This is a genomic window from Marinobacter sp. NP-4(2019) (assembly GCF_003994855.1).
GTDB lineage: Bacteria > Pseudomonadota > Gammaproteobacteria > Pseudomonadales > Oleiphilaceae > Marinobacter.
The window spans coordinates 1,340,313-1,354,174 of sequence record NZ_CP034142.1; the positions used below are offsets into that span (position 1 = coordinate 1,340,313).

At 56.6% G+C, this 13,862-nt stretch carries 17 protein-coding genes; 7 read left to right on the top strand and 10 right to left on the bottom strand.

The features are described 5' to 3' along the window. Positions 1 to 28 precede the first annotated feature (28 nt). Positions 29 to 919, top strand: a complete 891-nt coding sequence (locus EHN06_RS06125; protein WP_127331129.1) for a LysR family transcriptional regulator — start codon at positions 29 to 31, stop codon at positions 917 to 919. Here the strand turns inward: EHN06_RS06125 and EHN06_RS06130 are convergent. Beyond that, complete coding sequence (locus EHN06_RS06130; protein ID WP_127331131.1) at positions 891 to 1,760, bottom strand: zinc-dependent peptidase; 870 nt, start codon at positions 1,758 to 1,760, stop codon at positions 891 to 893. The two genes, EHN06_RS06125 and EHN06_RS06130, sit on opposite strands and share 29 nt — an antisense overlap. A 98-nt stretch (positions 1,761 to 1,858) precedes the next feature. Next, the gene (locus tag EHN06_RS06135; protein WP_127331133.1) at positions 1,859 to 2,425 is read right to left on the bottom strand and encodes an OsmC family protein; all 567 of its coding nucleotides are present in this window, start codon (positions 2,423 to 2,425) and stop codon (positions 1,859 to 1,861) included. A 159-nt stretch (positions 2,426 to 2,584) separates the two neighbouring features. Between EHN06_RS06135 and EHN06_RS06140 the strand changes: the two genes are divergently transcribed. Then, positions 2,585 to 3,637 carry a GlxA family transcriptional regulator gene (locus tag EHN06_RS06140; protein WP_127331135.1) on the top strand — a complete coding sequence of 351 codons (1,053 nt, stop codon included), beginning with the start codon at positions 2,585 to 2,587 and terminating at the stop codon, positions 3,635 to 3,637. Here EHN06_RS06140 and EHN06_RS06145 read toward each other — a convergent pair. Beyond that, positions 3,608 to 4,627, bottom strand: a complete 1,020-nt coding sequence (locus tag EHN06_RS06145) for a 2-dehydropantoate 2-reductase (RefSeq protein WP_127331137.1) — start codon at positions 4,625 to 4,627, stop codon at positions 3,608 to 3,610. The genes EHN06_RS06140 and EHN06_RS06145 overlap by 30 nt on opposite strands. Before the next feature lie 126 nt (positions 4,628 to 4,753). Here EHN06_RS06145 and EHN06_RS06150 point away from each other — a divergent pair, with 126 nt between their 5' ends. Next, complete coding sequence (locus EHN06_RS06150; protein WP_127331139.1) at positions 4,754 to 5,425, top strand: SDR family oxidoreductase; 672 nt, start codon at positions 4,754 to 4,756, stop codon at positions 5,423 to 5,425. Positions 5,426 to 5,505: 80 nt separating this feature from the next. On the opposite strand, the gene EHN06_RS06155 is transcribed toward EHN06_RS06150, so the two are convergent. Beyond that, entirely contained in the window at positions 5,506 to 5,712 is a 207-nt protein-coding gene (locus EHN06_RS06155; RefSeq protein ID WP_012138714.1) for a cold-shock protein, read from the bottom strand. 240 nt (positions 5,713 to 5,952) lie between these two features. Between EHN06_RS06155 and EHN06_RS06160 the strand changes: the two genes are divergently transcribed. Beyond that, positions 5,953 to 6,273: an antibiotic biosynthesis monooxygenase family protein gene (locus tag EHN06_RS06160; protein ID WP_127331141.1), complete on the top strand. Its 321-nt coding sequence runs from the start codon at positions 5,953 to 5,955 to the stop codon at positions 6,271 to 6,273. Between the two features lie 94 nt (positions 6,274 to 6,367). Beyond that, positions 6,368 to 7,222 (top strand): crotonase/enoyl-CoA hydratase family protein, encoded by an 855-nt coding sequence (locus EHN06_RS06165; RefSeq protein WP_127331143.1) that lies wholly within the window; start codon positions 6,368 to 6,370, stop codon positions 7,220 to 7,222. Positions 7,223 to 7,263: 41 nt separating this feature from the next. On the opposite strand, the gene EHN06_RS06170 is transcribed toward EHN06_RS06165, so the two are convergent. After that, entirely contained in the window at positions 7,264 to 8,832 is a 1,569-nt protein-coding gene (locus tag EHN06_RS06170; RefSeq protein WP_164735586.1) for a diguanylate cyclase, read from the bottom strand. Between the two features lie 104 nt (positions 8,833 to 8,936). Here EHN06_RS06170 and EHN06_RS06175 point away from each other — a divergent pair, with 104 nt between their 5' ends. Continuing rightward, positions 8,937 to 9,518: a CPBP family intramembrane glutamic endopeptidase gene (locus EHN06_RS06175; protein WP_228257417.1), complete on the top strand. Its 582-nt coding sequence runs from the start codon at positions 8,937 to 8,939 to the stop codon at positions 9,516 to 9,518. A gap of 28 nt (positions 9,519 to 9,546) precedes the next feature. Here EHN06_RS06175 and EHN06_RS06180 read toward each other — a convergent pair whose 3' ends face one another. From EHN06_RS06180 to EHN06_RS06195, 4 genes are read right to left on the bottom strand one after another with little or no spacing between them, the layout of a single operon-like run. Then, positions 9,547 to 10,116, bottom strand: a complete 570-nt coding sequence (locus EHN06_RS06180; RefSeq protein ID WP_127331147.1) for an NnrU family protein — start codon at positions 10,114 to 10,116, stop codon at positions 9,547 to 9,549. A 52-nt stretch (positions 10,117 to 10,168) separates the two neighbouring features. Next, positions 10,169 to 11,386: a methyltransferase domain-containing protein gene (locus EHN06_RS06185; RefSeq protein ID WP_127331149.1), complete on the bottom strand. Its 1,218-nt coding sequence runs from the start codon at positions 11,384 to 11,386 to the stop codon at positions 10,169 to 10,171. 24 nt (positions 11,387 to 11,410) lie between these two features. Further along, positions 11,411 to 11,647 carry an anti-sigma factor family protein gene (locus EHN06_RS06190; protein WP_127331151.1) on the bottom strand — a complete coding sequence of 79 codons (237 nt, stop codon included), beginning with the start codon at positions 11,645 to 11,647 and terminating at the stop codon, positions 11,411 to 11,413. Next, the gene (locus tag EHN06_RS06195; protein WP_127331153.1) at positions 11,644 to 12,297 is read right to left on the bottom strand and encodes an RNA polymerase sigma factor; all 654 of its coding nucleotides are present in this window, start codon (positions 12,295 to 12,297) and stop codon (positions 11,644 to 11,646) included. The genes EHN06_RS06190 and EHN06_RS06195 overlap by 4 nt, the downstream gene beginning before the upstream one ends. 160 nt (positions 12,298 to 12,457) lie before the next feature. Here EHN06_RS06195 and EHN06_RS06200 point away from each other — a divergent pair, with 160 nt between their 5' ends. After that, positions 12,458 to 12,937, top strand: coding sequence for a cupin domain-containing protein (locus tag EHN06_RS06200; RefSeq protein ID WP_206075732.1), 480 nt, complete (start codon positions 12,458 to 12,460; stop codon positions 12,935 to 12,937). 36 nt (positions 12,938 to 12,973) lie between these two features. Here the strand turns inward: EHN06_RS06200 and EHN06_RS06205 are convergent, their stop codons facing one another. Beyond that, positions 12,974 to 13,849 (bottom strand): LysR family transcriptional regulator ArgP, encoded by an 876-nt coding sequence (locus EHN06_RS06205; protein ID WP_127331155.1) that lies wholly within the window; start codon positions 13,847 to 13,849, stop codon positions 12,974 to 12,976. Positions 13,850 to 13,862: the final 13 nt, after the last annotated feature.

A 13,862-nucleotide genomic window follows, 5' to 3' on the forward strand; every position in this document is an offset into this window, starting at 1 on the left:
GATATTAACTGTCTCGGGAAATGAAACAATGGACAAGTTACTGGAGATGCAGACCTTCGTATCTGTGGTGGATGCCAAGAGCTTTGTCGGGGCAGCCGAGGTGATGGGGGTGTCCAAAGCAGCGGCATCCCGGTATGTAAACGACCTGGAGACGCGACTGGGCGTGAGGCTGCTTCATCGTACCACCCGTCGGCTGTCACTGACGGATGAGGGGGAGGTATTCTATTTTCGTTGCAGGGAACTGCTGGCGGGTGTGGAAGAAGCTGAGGCAGAGCTGGACTCCCGCAGCGGAAATGCCCGTGGCCTGCTGAGAATCAATGTGCCGGTGAGTTTTGGCATTGGCCATCTCGGGCCGCTGTGGGGTGAGTTTCATCAGCGGCATCCGGATGTCCAGTTGGAGATCGGCCTGGCCGACCGGATTGTGGATATTGTCGAGGAAGGGTTTGACCTGGCTATTCGTATCGCCAGCTTGCCCAGTTCCACGCTGATCAGTCGCCGGCTGGCCTCCACCCGCATACTGTTGTGTGCCTCGCCGCACTACCTGGCGACCCACGGCACGCCGGAGCACCCCTCGGAGTTGGCGGAGCACAGCATCATCGCCTACAGCAATCTGGCCACGCGTCATGACTGGCAATTCGAGGGGCCGGATGGCGCCGTGTCCGTCCGTATCCGACCCTGGCTGAATACCAACAACGGCGATACCTGTCGTGCCGTGGCACTCAGCCATCAGGGCATTATCCTGCAACCGGACTTCCTGGTGGGCGCAGACCTGGCGGCCGGATCGCTGGTGGAAGTGATGCCGCAGTACCGTTCCACGGAGTTGGGCATTTACGCCATCTATCCCACCCGCAAGTTTGTCGCACCCAAAGTCAGGGCGCTGGTGGACTTCCTCAGTGAGAAGTTTTCGGGTGGCCTGTAACAGGCGAAGCCTGATCATCGGACACATCCCTGAGCGGATCAAAGCGGTAGAAGCCGCAGAGGGCCTGATACACATCGGGTTGCTCGTCGCTCAGGTGTTGTGGCTGCTGGAAGAAGGTTTCCGTCAATACTGCGAAGAATTCTGCGGGCTCGGTCGCACCATACGGATCAAGCCAGCTGTGCTGGTGGTGCCGGAGTGAGTGCCGCAGGTGTTCGTAGGCGCGGGTCATGGTTTTCTGCCAGTGCCTGGCCTGTTCGCCGCTGAGCGGTGGTGCACCATCGGCGGTGCCATCAAGGTAGTCCAGCTGGTGCGCGAATTCATGGAGAATCACATTGTGCTCACCGTGTGGGTTGACCGCGCCTTCCTCGCATTCCGACCAGGCCAGTACCACCTGGCCACGGCTGGAGGCTTCGCCAGCACGAATTTCGTTACTGACACTCACCACCATGCCATCGTTCTCCTCACCCCTCACGTGGTAGGCGTCGGGATAAACCAGAATGCTACGGATGTCGTCGAAATCGGTATAGTCGCGGGCCAGTATCAGCAGGCAGGCGTGGCCGGCAATGGTGAGCCGGACCGTATCATCCATACGGAAACCGTCACAGCCGTAGAAGGATTTTTCCGCGAGGAACAGCTGTACCCGTTGTTCAAGCTGTTGTTGCAATGAGCGGGGGAGCTTGCAGTATAACGGCACCTGGGTCTTCAGTAGCCGTCGCCACCGGTCCGGAAAGGGTTGTTGCAGTTCCCGTTGGCGGCGCCATTGCCGGTAGAAAAACAGGTAGAAAATGCTCAGGGCGATCAGTAATACGGCAAAGACGGCATAGATCAGCGCTGATGACATTCCGTTTCCTGCGGTGGCGTGAAAGGGCACAACTCATCATACACAATTCCACCGGGGCAGCCAGAGGCGGGGCGGGACAGACCCGCCCCGCACAGGCCTCAGACGCGTTCGAGGGTGACCGGCACCGGCCGGCACACGGTATTGCATACCGGTGAGTGACCCTTGGCGAACGACAGCAGATCGTCCAGTTCTTCGTCGCTGCAGTCCGCCTCGATATCCATAAGGATCCGAATGCTTTCGTAGCCCACTGTCGCTTCGTCATTCAGGGCCAGCAGTCCCTCCAGGTTGATATTGCCGGATAAACGGGTGGACAGCTTGTGAATGGTGATTCCGCGGGCGGCGGCGTGCAACACCGTGGTGGTGGTCACGCAGCCGGCGAGTGCGTGCAGCAGGAACTCGACGGGATTGGCGCCTTCGTTGTTGCCCAGCAATACCGGAGGCTCGCCATTGGTGAATGTGAAGTCCGCAGAACGGGATTCATCCTCGGCGCCCGCGCCGTAGAATCCGCGGATGGTTGAACGGTTTTCTCCGCCGTTGATCCACTGGTTATTGGCCCGGAACTCGAACTGGGCGAGGGCGGGATTTTTCTTCAGGGCTTCTACGGTCTGGCCCATCTGGATCAGGTCAAGGCCGTTACGGCTATGGATATTTACCTGGGTATTCATCTGTCTTTACCTTTCTCATCGTCATTGGTTGCCGGGAACTCCGGGGGCGTCTTTCCAGGCGCCCATGGATAAATTAAGGCTTGACAGCACAATTGATCAGATGGATTTTTGACAAAAAGAGGGTGTTTGTGCCACGAACTCACACAGGGGCCAAAAATCATGGTACTGAACCAGCCGAAGGTTACCCGGGTCCTGATTCTGGCTTTGCCGGAAACGGCGGGCTCGGCGTTGTACGGCATGGTGGATGTGCTGATGGCAACGGGCACTCTCTGGCAGACCCTTGTGGGCGACAGCGTGCCATTCCGGCCCTTCGATGTGGGGATAGTCTCGGTAACCCGTTCGCCGTTTCATTGTGGTCACGGCATTCCGGTGGAGCCGGAGTGCGCCATCGATGAGGATCCGCCGCTGGATGTATTGATTCTGCCGGAAATCTGGCTTGGACCGGATGAGGATATCGGCGGCCGGTACGATGTCCTGATGGCCTGGATTAACCGCAAGTATCGTGAGGGTGCGACGGTCTACTCGGCGTGTTCGGGCTCGGTTCTGCTCGCAGAGAGCGGATTGCTGGACCACTGTGAGGCGACATCCCATTGGGGCTATCAGGAGCTGTTCCGGACCCGTTATCCGAAGGTGCGTTTCCGGCCGGAAGCCAACCTGGTTTACGCCCATCCCGGTGGTCGTCTGGTGACCGCCGGTGGTACCACATCGTGGCACGACTTGGCGTTGCATATCATTGCCCGCTATGTCGGCATTGGTGAGGCCATGCGCATTGCGAAGGTTTACCTTCTGAAGTGGCATGGTGAAGGCCAGTTACCCTTTACCGGCCTGGTACGCCGCACCCACCACGCCGATTCGGCTGTGCGTCGTTGTGAGGAGTGGCTGCGGGAAAATTATCGGGATGCGAACGCGGTGACCCGGATGGTCAGGGCCTCTGGTCTGCCTGAGAGAACGATCAAGCGACGGTTCAAGGCGGCGACCGGGGTGTCGATTATGGGGTACCTGCAGAATCTTCGAATTGAACAGGCAAAACGGGCCCTGGAACAGGGGGATCTTTCGGTGGAAGCGGTGAGCCTGGAGGCCGGATATGAGGACGTTTCCTTTTTCAGGAGGCTGTTCAAACGACTGACCGGGCTAACTCCCGGGGAATATCGGCGTATGTTCCGTCCACTGACCGTGGAGAACTCACCGGACCGCTCTCAGCGCATTCAATAGTTGCCCTGCGCTCCAGGTTGCAGGTTTCTGCTCACGTTCATGCATCAATTCCACCAGCTTGCGGTTGACCGGTGCGTCCTTACCCAGCCGTTTCGCCAGTTTCACCACCTCACCATTGATCCAGTCTATCTCCGTCGGTCGTCCGGCCTGAAGGTCCTCCCACATCGAGGAGCGGGCGACGGGATCGATGGTCAGCATCTGTTTGGCCAGCCGGGTAAACAGCCAGTCCGGCGTCGACATCAGTGGTGGAATCAGGTTCATCGGCAGGCTGGTCAGTTTGACGGTGGGGATGCCGGCGGCCTTCAGAAGTTGCAGTGTTTCACGTTGCGCGAGAGCAAGGCAGCGGCGATAGTCCCGCTGCGAAAGTTCCTCCAGCAAGGGAACACCTGACAGTGCGTTGATCGGATTATTCAGGTTCAGTAGTAGTTTGGACCACATAACCGATTCGATGTCGGTCCTCGGTTTCAGGGGTAATCCCGCTTTCTCAAACCAGGGCAGGGCGGGGTTGAGCGATGGGTGCAGTTCCGCCATCAGATGGCCTTCGGTACCCTGATGAAAATGCCCCGGCTGCTGCTGTAACACATTGAATGGCACCATGCCCGCCAACACAGTCGCTTCCGGCATCGCCTCGCGAAGCTGGGATGCGTTGGAGATGCCGTTCTGCAGGCTGATTACCGGCACGCCGGTCGGCACCCAGGGGGCGAGCTGTTTGCCCGCTTCTGAAGTCGCTGCGGATTTCACCGTGACCAGAACCAGGTCCGCCTCCTTGGCGGCCTCGGCAGAGCACACGTACCGGTTTTCGGCAATCTGGCTGCGAAAGTTGAAACCCTTGTAGTCGGTGACCACCAGAGGATTGGTTTGCAGCCTTTCCTGCATTCCGGGTCGGCCAACCATGATGACATCGGCATCGGCGGACAGCAGTCGGCCGCCCAGATAACAGCCAACGCTGCCGGCGCCAAAGATGACAATTCGGAAAGTGGTTTTGGTCACAGGATACGCCTTATGCTGGTGCTGTTTATTGTTGTCGTTTGAGTCCGGTCATTTTGGCCTGCCTGCTTGCGCGGTGCCATACTATCGGACCCGGACACACCCATGAATCTGCAGGAGGAACAGAGTATGCCAGAGAATCAGACGGTTGTTATCACCGGGGCCAATCGTGGTATTGGCCTTGAACTGGCTCGACATTACGCCGGTAAGGGCTGCCAGGTGATTGGGGTATGCCGTGAGGCTTCCGCGGAATTACAGGAGGCGGCTACCAAGGTCATCGAGGGCGTGGATGTCACCTCGGAAGAGGGCGTCCGGAAGCTGGTGAGCGAACTGAGCGGCCAGACCATTGACCTGCTGATCAATAATGCCGGTCTGTTACAGGACGAGAAGCTGGGCAACATCGACTTTGATTCCATTCGCACACAGATGGAAATCAATGCCTATGCACCGCTACGTGTGGCGGAGGCGCTGATGAATCAGATTCCCTATGGTGGCAAGATTGCCAATATAACCAGCCGCATGGGCTCGATCGCCGACAACGATTCCGGTGGCCGCTACGGTTATCGTGCATCAAAGGCTGCGTTGAACGCCTTTGGTAAATCCCTGGCCGTGGACCTGCAACCAAAAGGCATTGCTGTGGCCCAGTTACACCCGGGCTATGTCAAAACCCGTATGGTGAATTTCGGTGGGCTGATCACGCCGGCTGAATCGGCAAAAGGCCTGGCCGTGAGAATTGAGGAACTGAATCTGGAGAACTCCGGCTCGTTCTGGCACAGCAACGGGGAGTTATTGCCCTGGTAATCGGATATCGCGCTCGGAAGCGGCGCCGAATAACGAAAAAAGGCAGCCGAAGCTGCCTTTTTCTGTGCGTTGGCTGTTAATTACAGACCAGTCACGTTTTCCGCCTGAGGACCTTTCTGGCCCTGAGTGACGGTGAACTCAACCTGCTGGCCTTCTGCCAGAGTCTTGAAGCCGCCGCCCTGAATGGCGCTGTAGTGAACAAAAACGTCCGGGCCGCCTTCACGAGTAATAAAGCCAAAGCCTTTTGCTTCGTTGAAGAACTTAACAGTACCGGTAACAGTAGACATATTTAACTATCCTGAATTCAATCATTTTATGTGCCGTCAATCATCGACATGATGGCTGATCAGCGGTGTGCGGAAACAGAAGACTGGCGTGGTCAAAAACAGGACGATGCACTACTTATTACAACAGAGATGCGTCTTATTGATGAAATGCTTTGCTCTATCTTTCCAACGGGATTCACTGTACCCCAGCGCGGGCGGAATGCAAAGCTATTTCTTATAGGCATAAACCAAGGGGGCTGTATGAAGTATATCTTTGAAGTTCGTATTAAGGAGGGCTATACCGCTGAGGACTATGCGGATGCCTGGGTACGGGCCAGTGAGTTGATCCAGCAGGCTCCCGGCGCCAGGGGGACGGAGTTGCATCGGAAGATTGGTGATCCCGATACGCTGATCGCCATCGCGACCTGGGAAAGCAAGGCGGCGCGGGATGCAATGGAATCCGACAAAGACCCCAGAATCACCGACATTATCCGCAGTGCGGCCCCATTTGTGGAAATCCGGCCGCTGGGTGAGTTCGAGGACCCCGAATGGGTGGTCATGCCGCCCGGCGAGTCGGAGTAGGGTGTGACCGGGAGTTCAAAGATGGGTGAATGGCGCGACAACATGGTTTAATCTGCCTCAGACCTGAATCCGATCCCGATAAAAGGAGTGCCGCGTGTCAGAACTTGCGACCTACCAGAGTTTTTCCGTTGAGGTGTCCGATTACATTGCCCATGTGCAGTTCAGTCGCCCCGAAGCACTGAACACCATGAATAAGGCATTCTGGCTGGAACTGCCTCAGTGCATGCTGGATATTGAGGCCAACTCGGACGCGCGGGTGATTGTGATTTCCTCAACCGGTAAGCACTTCTCCGCAGGTATGGATCTGGGCGTATTCAGTGATCCCAAATCCGTGCCGATGAGCGGTGACCCGGGGCGCATGGCGGAGAACCTGCGCCGCGTGGTGCTTCAGTTGCAGGATACGCTGACTTCTCTCGAGAAAGTTCGCCTGCCGGTGCTGGCCGCTGTTCACGGAGGCTGCATTGGTGGTGCACTCGACCTTATTTGTGCGGCGGATAGCCGTTACTGCACCGACGATGCCTACTTCACCATCAAGGAAACCGAACTGGGTATGACAGCCGATGTGGGGACACTACAACGCCTCCCCAAACTGATGCCCCAGGGAGTGGTGCGGGAACTGGCTTACACCGGTCGCAAGCTATACGCACAGGAGGCCAGGTCACTGGGATTCGTAAACGCAGTGTATGACAGTCAGGACGCCATGCTGGAGGGTGTTATGGCCGTGGCCCGGCAGATAGCAGCCAACTCACCCCTGGCGGTGACAGGCTGCAAGGAAATGCTGAACTACAGCCGCGATCACAGCGTGGAAGACAGTCTGAAGTACATGGCGACATGGCAGGCAGGGATGTTCCGCCCCGGCGACATGATGAAGACCTTCCAGGCCAAGGCCCAGAAACAGGCGCCGGAGTATGAGGGGTTGTTTCCCGTAAAGGACCTGTTTTCCGACTAATGACGACTTGTCTCGTCCTTTGATGATTTGGAGCCGGTAGCTCACACCGGCCTCGGGGCCGCCTGGTTTCCGTCCTCTGTCTCCGTTACATAGGTTCGAGTGCAGTTGCGGCCGCCGTGTTTAGCCTTATAGAGTGCAATATCCGCTCGATTGATGAGCGTCTTTAAATCGCAGATCCGGTCCCAGTTTGCGACGCCAAGACTTGCCGTTACGCGGATGGTTCCGGAAGGAACCTCCATATCGGTAGCGGCAATTTGTTCCCGAATCCGCTCGGCGATTCTGACTGCCGTGGCTTCTTCCACATCGGTGAGAAGTATTAAAAATTCCTCACCACCGATCCGGCCAAAGAGGTCCGCGGGGCGGATATTGTTTTTCACCGGTGGTAAAGTTTGTCTGAGCACACTATCGCCCGCCTCATGCCCGTATTGGTCATTGATGGTCTTGAAATAATCCAGGTCCATGGCAATCAGCACGGCTTTGCCCTCACCATGTTTCAGGCGGTGCAACTCCCGCTCACCCGCTTCATGAAATTGCCTGCGGTTGGCTATACCGGTTAAATAATCTGTGGTTGCCAATTCTTTCAGTTGAGAATTTAAGCTCGTCAGTTCGGCATTGGCCCGTTCCAGAGATTGAGTCCGCTCGCGGACTTTCTCCTCCAGTTGTTCGTTCTGGTGTCTGAGAGCCACCGTCGCGGATTCCAGGCGATGCCTCTGGTCACGCAATTCGTGCATCAGAGCGGACAACCCGATGGAAATCACGCTGACAACAGCCAGATACTCCTGAGTTTGCCAGACAGCAAACTGAGGAAGAGTGGTTGCATAGGGGTGTATTCCGTTGACCAGATAGCCTGTGGCCATCCAGGCAATGATGGCCGTCGTGCTGGCTGCAATAGCGGTACTAAATCGGGTTGCAGCCCACACCACAAAGGGCAGGAGTAACATTGGCGTCAGATGGAAATGCAGTTCATTAATGTTGCTGTCAATAAGCGCATTAGAGCCGGTGAGGATCATTCCAGTCCAAAGCAGGGCGAGTTCTGCCAGTTTTGAGGCCTTGACGGACATTAACCGGTACTTAATGGCATGGCAGAACGTAACCAGCAATGGTGTGAGTATCATCAGGCCGAGGGCGTCGCCGAACCACCAGAGTCGCCACATGGCAAGAAAACTGCTGTCTGACCGCCCGAGCAGCACATAGACGGTTGCGCCCAAAATCGCGGCGATTGCTGAAGCAATCGCAGGTGCCGAGATAAAAAACACAAGCGCGGACTTCAATGAGTCAAAGTGGAAGTGATTTCCTGTAAACCGCTGAATCAGCATGGTCGAAATGAGTGTTTCCAGGATATTGACCGTTCCGAAACTCAGCGCTGCCCATAGGGGGAAAGCGGGTATATCGGCCAGGCATTCAGCAGTGAGTGCGGCCAACGCGTACAAGGGCCATTGCTTGCGAGGTGATGTCAGAAATGCCGTAAGAAGCACGGCATTGGGGGGCCACAATATTGCGATACCCTCCGGCGTAATGGTTTGATGTACACCTATCCATGCCCCGGAGTAATAGAGTAAGCCGACAATAACGGCTCGAAACAGCGGGTGAGATAAGACATTCGGTACCATAATGTGTTCCGAGCTGACAATCATCAATAAGTGCTGGTAAGAATACTCTGGCACGCTGCCGAGTCGTGTCTATTGAGCGAAATCAAAAGGAGCGTAAAAACCGGATGGCGGATATCTCCAGAAAAAGAATGTCAACGTTGTCGGTCCTGGGGTTCCAGTCCCTGATCGCGATTGTCGCTGTTATCGCGTTTTATTTAACAGGCGTGGAAGTCTATACGAACGAACTCCCGGTTGCTCATGTGATTTTACTTGGCGGGCTGGGGGCCCTGTGTACCTATATTGCGATGTTTTTGTTGACTTCGGGTTGGGCGTCCAGTTCAAGCCTGTTGCGGGATCAGATGCGCTTCTTGCACAGGTTTGCCTGTAGCTACTCCTGGCCGGTGCTGGTGACGCTCTCCATATTGGCGGGCTTCGGGGAGGAGCTGCTGTTTCGCGGCGTGATTCAGGGTTGGCTTAGCGAACGGTTCGGAGCTGTGTTTGCTCTTGTTACGGCTGCCATTCTGTTCGGCCTGGTGCATGTCTTGTCATTTGCATACTTCGTCATCGCCACGCTTCTGGGCGTAGTGCTGGGCCTGGTCTACCTCTGGTCAGAGAGTTTGTTGCTGACCATGGTCTGGCACGGTGCATACGATTTGGTGGCATTGTATTGCTTACGGCATTACCCGGATCGGTTTGGTGTCGACTGATCGCCTGCACCTCCTACGCCTCGCCCTATTAAACCGGTGCCACGCCAAACAGCCACTGATGGGCCCAGAATACGAAAACGACGTACACCACGAGGCCGCCGATGACCGCAATCGCATCATTGGCTTTGCTTGCGGGGAGGGTGGCGATCGGGCGTTCGGATCGGCGTTTCAGAGAGATCCGGTCTGCCACTGCCCAGGCCAGGAAAGAACCGAACAGCAGGAGGTCGTGGAGCATGCCGTTGGCCAGCAAGTGAGCGAGCGCCCATAGTTTGACGGCCACGAGCATCGGGTGCCTCAGCCTGGCTTTGATTTTGCCCGGGAAATAGGTGGCAAAAAGCAGCGGAAAAACTGGTATCAGGAGCAGCATGGCCAGGTGCCTGAGCCAGCCCGGTGGCGTATAGAGCACCGTGGGATCCATGCGTGCCGCGCCATATCCCCAGACAATCAGCACCAGTCCGATCAGTGAAGCGAGGGAATAAAGGCCCTTGAACGGGAGCTCGCCCAAAGAGGCGTTCATGCGATTTCGAAAAGGCTCATTCACGATCGACAATGAGTGAACGCCAAGAAACAGAACCAGACCAACAATGAGTGTGGTCATGCCTGAAAACTCCTTTACCAATCAGATGTCGTGACAGGTTGCGCGGTTATTATCATCGAGTGAGGCCCAGGCGGCGGGCTTCATCCTTGCGACGAAGAATCAGATCCCAGAAAACGGCCCCTATCAGCATAATGAATCCTACAAGCTCGATAATAAATAGGTAAGTGACAAATAACGTGAAGAAAACCAGCCCTGCCCCAGCGACAGCTGCCCATGTGGGTGCGAGTTGGTGATGTCGTCGTTTACCGGTAGCGACCGCCAGAACGGTCAATGCCGTAAATACCGCAATACTTCCTGACCAAAGTTGAAGGTCCAGGGTGACTTGAACACCCAGTGTAGCCAAAAGGAACGTTGCGGCAAGTATGCCATAGCATGTCAGAAGTGCCAGCCCCAGTGCTGCAATGCTGAGGAATCCACGTTTTCCGAGTGCCGTCAGCCAGCGTTTTGGGTGACTTCTGCGTAGCCACTGGCGAAGAAATCCCGGGGGCTGACTGCCCCTGCGGGCAGCTATTTCAATGGAGCGGGCGCCGAAGCTTTTTGCTATCTCGCGGGTCTGGTGGCTCGGGCTGTGGTCAAAATAGTTAATGCGCCTGATGATCCTGATGTCTTCAAAGCCGGCATCCTCAAGCATGGCCAGCAGACTCTCTTCCACCGTTGCACCGACAACACATTCCACCCAAAGCCTGGGGTCTGAATCGCAGTCGACCGTGACGGGTTTATCAATGACGACGTCGGCCAATTGTAGTCGGCCACCGGGTTTCAGAGTGCGAAACATCTCCCTGATAGCCCGACGTTTGTCAGGGACCAGGTTGAGGGCTCCGTTGCTGGTGATGCTGTCAAGACTGTTGCTGGCAAACGGGAGGTGTTCGGCTGTTCCCTGGATGACCTCTATGGAGGCCCCTTCCTCGTTGGCACGTTGTTTCAGCTTTCGTGTCATGGCTGAAGTCAGGTCCAGCGAAATCACACGACCCGTAGGCCCCGTCAGGCTCAGGGCCAGAAAGCTGTCGTTGCCCGCACCAGCGCCAAGGTCCAGGGTTGTGTCGCCAGTTCTGATGGCGCCGCCGTTGAAAGGATAGCCCACTCCTGCAAAGGAGGCAGCGATGTCGCCCGGTAGCTGTTCAATCTGGTTTTCGGGGTAACCCAGGGCGCTGAGAGCCCGGTACCCCACTGGAAAATGGAAGCGGGATTGTGGCGCATTGGCGACCTGGGTGTACATGTCCTGAACGGCGGAGGTGATCTGTTCCCGTGAGTATCCAAGGATAGCGACCATGGCTGGTTCTCCTGACGAACGGCATCAATGGTTTTTCAGCAGTGATTCCACCCGCTGTTTTAACCGCTCCGGTGCTTTCTCAGTACCACTGGCGGTGACTTTCTCCCTAAGGCGTCTTTCAAACTCTTTCCGGCTGAAACAGTCATGGCAACGACGAAGATGGCGATCGATTTCCTCCTGGGTTGAAGGATCCAGTTCGCTGTCCAGATACTCGAATAACCGATCTACGACCTCCTCGCAGGTGATGATGTCCTGGCTCATGCTTCACCTCCGTTTCCTGTACCCGTCCCCGTGATGCTCTTTGTTGCCAGACCTGCCTCCTCTCCCTGCCGCCATAAGTCGCGTTGCAGCAGAGTGCGGGCCCGGTATAGACGGGAACGAACAGTGCCCAATGGAATGTCGAGAAGGTCTGCGGTTTGGTAATAGCTGTATCCCTCAATCTCTACGAGGACCATGACAATGCGAAACTCGTCTGGTAATCGGTCCAGGGCCATTCGAATGTCGTTATTCAGGATCTGGTTCAGAAAGGCTTGCTCAGGGGTGCCCCACCACAGCAGGAACGGCTGATGAAGCTTTTCGAACAGTGAAAAATCACTGTCGTTAGTGTTGTCCTCAAGGGTGACCTCTTTCTCCTGACGACACTGGCGCCTCCGCCATTGGCTGATAAAAGTACGGTTCAGTATCCGGAACAGCCAACCTTCAAAGCAACTATTGTCCGTTAGCTGATCAAGCTTGTTCCAGGCGGTAGCCACGGTTTCGGCCACAATGTCTTCCGCGTCGTCCGGATTGCGGCACAGACGCAAAGCCGTCCCATAGAGGCGATCCATCAATTGGTGGATTTCCTGCTCAAACATTGCCCGACGGGCGTTCCTGGAGCTGGCCGGGGTTTCTTTCTGTGCTGTTGTATCCATGACGCTCTCCCTCCGGAGATGTCACAGGGACGCATTAAAGGGCTGAAAAGTTCCCGTCAGCATTGGATGAAAACGGGGGAACAAATCAATGTGCCCGCGCGTCCTTGTGGCCAGACGGGAATTACACCCGGTTGGTACCCTTATATGGAGGATAGATGCAATGGCTGCCAATACAATGGTCACTGCAACGGCCCTGGCTCTCAGCATGGGCGTGAGTTCCGCTGTGATGGCGGAAACACCCTACATGGGAGACGGGCACATAATGATTACACCGGATGAACTGAAGTGGGGGCCCGTGGGCTCCATGGCCGCGGGCGCCCAGATTGCGGTATTGGAGGGTGATCTGGGAACCGGGGAACCCTTCACCATAAGGTTGAAACTACCCGCGGACTACGAGATTGCGCCCCACATCCATCCGGCTTATGAACGGGTCACGGTATTATCCGGGACCATCTACTTTGCCCATGGTGAGGAATTCGATCGCGCCAGCGCCAGGGAATTGCCCGAAGGCAGTCTGGCGATCATGTCTCCCGGGGATCCGATGTACGGCTATACCGAGGGAGAGGCGGTCATCCAGCTCCACGGAACCGGACCCTGGGGCATTGAATACCTGAATCCCGAAGACGATCCCCGTCAATGATGAACGACAACAGCAGGGTGGGGAAGGGCGTAGCGGCTATCGGTTAAGCGGGCTGGCGGACTGGATGGCCGTGGTCAGGCGGTCCATAACGCCGCCGCCATGGCGCCAGAAATGCCAGTAGAGCCGCACTTCCAGGGATTGGCCGGGGGCGATGCTGACCAGCTGTCCCCTGTCCAGTTCCTGTTGTACTTGCGCCTGGGGGATCATGCCGTACCCCATCCCCGCCAGGGCCAGCTTCACGAAGCCCTCCGAGGATGGGCAAAGATGGTGAGGAACCGGGCCGTGATAGCCACATTGGGCGAGGAAACGGTGCTGGAGCTGGTCGTTGGGGCCGAACACTATGGCCGGGGCGGTTTCAAGGTTGGCTGCGGTAAAGCCGCTGAAGAAATATCGCTGAACGTAGGCCGGTGTTGCCAGTGGCAGGTAGTTCATCGTGCCGACAGGCACGCAACGGGCGCCGGCGACCGGTTGTGGGCTGCTGCACAGGCAGGCAGCGACATCGCCTTCCCGCATGCGGCGCAGGCCGATGTCTTGGTCCTCGATCACCATATCCAGCAGCAGGGCTTCCTTCGCACAGAATTCGCCGATGGCGGCGGCCCACCAGGTTGCGAGGCTGTCCGCGTTCAGCGCAATACGAAGTCTTGCTGTTGGCTCGGAGAGCGCCGGAATGGAACCGGCCAGATCCCGTTCCAGCAGTTGCACCTGTTGGACATGGTTCAGCAACCTCTGACCCGCCGGCGTGGCCTTGATCACCGGGCTACGAATCAGAACCGGCTGGCCCAGTCGGATTTCCAGTGTGCGCAGCCGCTGGGAAACCGCTGACTGACTGATTCCGAGGGCCGCACCAGCGCGTTCAAATCCACCACATTCGATAACTGTGGCGAGGGCTTCCAGCAATTTGTAATCAATCATAAGAAAAACTGAT

Excerpts from the sequence above, each read along its gene's own strand:
- EHN06_RS06200 (WP_206075732.1), top strand. The coding sequence starts at position 12,458 with ATGGCTGCCAATACAATGGTCACTGCAACGGCCCTGGCTCTCAGCATG.
- EHN06_RS06125 (WP_127331129.1), top strand. The coding sequence starts at position 29 with ATGGACAAGTTACTGGAGATGCAGACCTTCGTATCTGTGGTGGATGCC.
- EHN06_RS06190 (WP_127331151.1), bottom strand. The coding sequence starts at position 11,647 with ATGAGCCAGGACATCATCACCTGCGAGGAGGTCGTAGATCGGTTATTC.
- EHN06_RS06185 (WP_127331149.1), bottom strand. The coding sequence starts at position 11,386 with ATGGTCGCTATCCTTGGATACTCACGGGAACAGATCACCTCCGCCGTT.
- EHN06_RS06170 (WP_164735586.1), bottom strand. The coding sequence starts at position 8,832 with ATGGTACCGAATGTCTTATCTCACCCGCTGTTTCGAGCCGTTATTGTC.
- EHN06_RS06180 (WP_127331147.1), bottom strand. The coding sequence starts at position 10,116 with ATGACCACACTCATTGTTGGTCTGGTTCTGTTTCTTGGCGTTCACTCA.
- EHN06_RS06155 (WP_012138714.1), bottom strand. The coding sequence starts at position 5,712 with ATGTCTACTGTTACCGGTACTGTTAAGTTCTTCAACGAAGCAAAAGGC.
- EHN06_RS06160 (WP_127331141.1), top strand. The coding sequence starts at position 5,953 with ATGAAGTATATCTTTGAAGTTCGTATTAAGGAGGGCTATACCGCTGAG.
- EHN06_RS06195 (WP_127331153.1), bottom strand. The coding sequence starts at position 12,297 with ATGGATACAACAGCACAGAAAGAAACCCCGGCCAGCTCCAGGAACGCC.
- EHN06_RS06140 (WP_127331135.1), top strand. The coding sequence starts at position 2,585 with ATGGTACTGAACCAGCCGAAGGTTACCCGGGTCCTGATTCTGGCTTTG.
- EHN06_RS06130 (WP_127331131.1), bottom strand. The coding sequence starts at position 1,760 with ATGTCATCAGCGCTGATCTATGCCGTCTTTGCCGTATTACTGATCGCC.
- EHN06_RS06150 (WP_127331139.1), top strand. The coding sequence starts at position 4,754 with ATGCCAGAGAATCAGACGGTTGTTATCACCGGGGCCAATCGTGGTATT.
- EHN06_RS06135 (WP_127331133.1), bottom strand. The coding sequence starts at position 2,425 with ATGAATACCCAGGTAAATATCCATAGCCGTAACGGCCTTGACCTGATC.
- EHN06_RS06205 (WP_127331155.1), bottom strand. The coding sequence starts at position 13,849 with ATGATTGATTACAAATTGCTGGAAGCCCTCGCCACAGTTATCGAATGT.
- EHN06_RS06175 (WP_228257417.1), top strand. The coding sequence starts at position 8,937 with ATGGCGGATATCTCCAGAAAAAGAATGTCAACGTTGTCGGTCCTGGGG.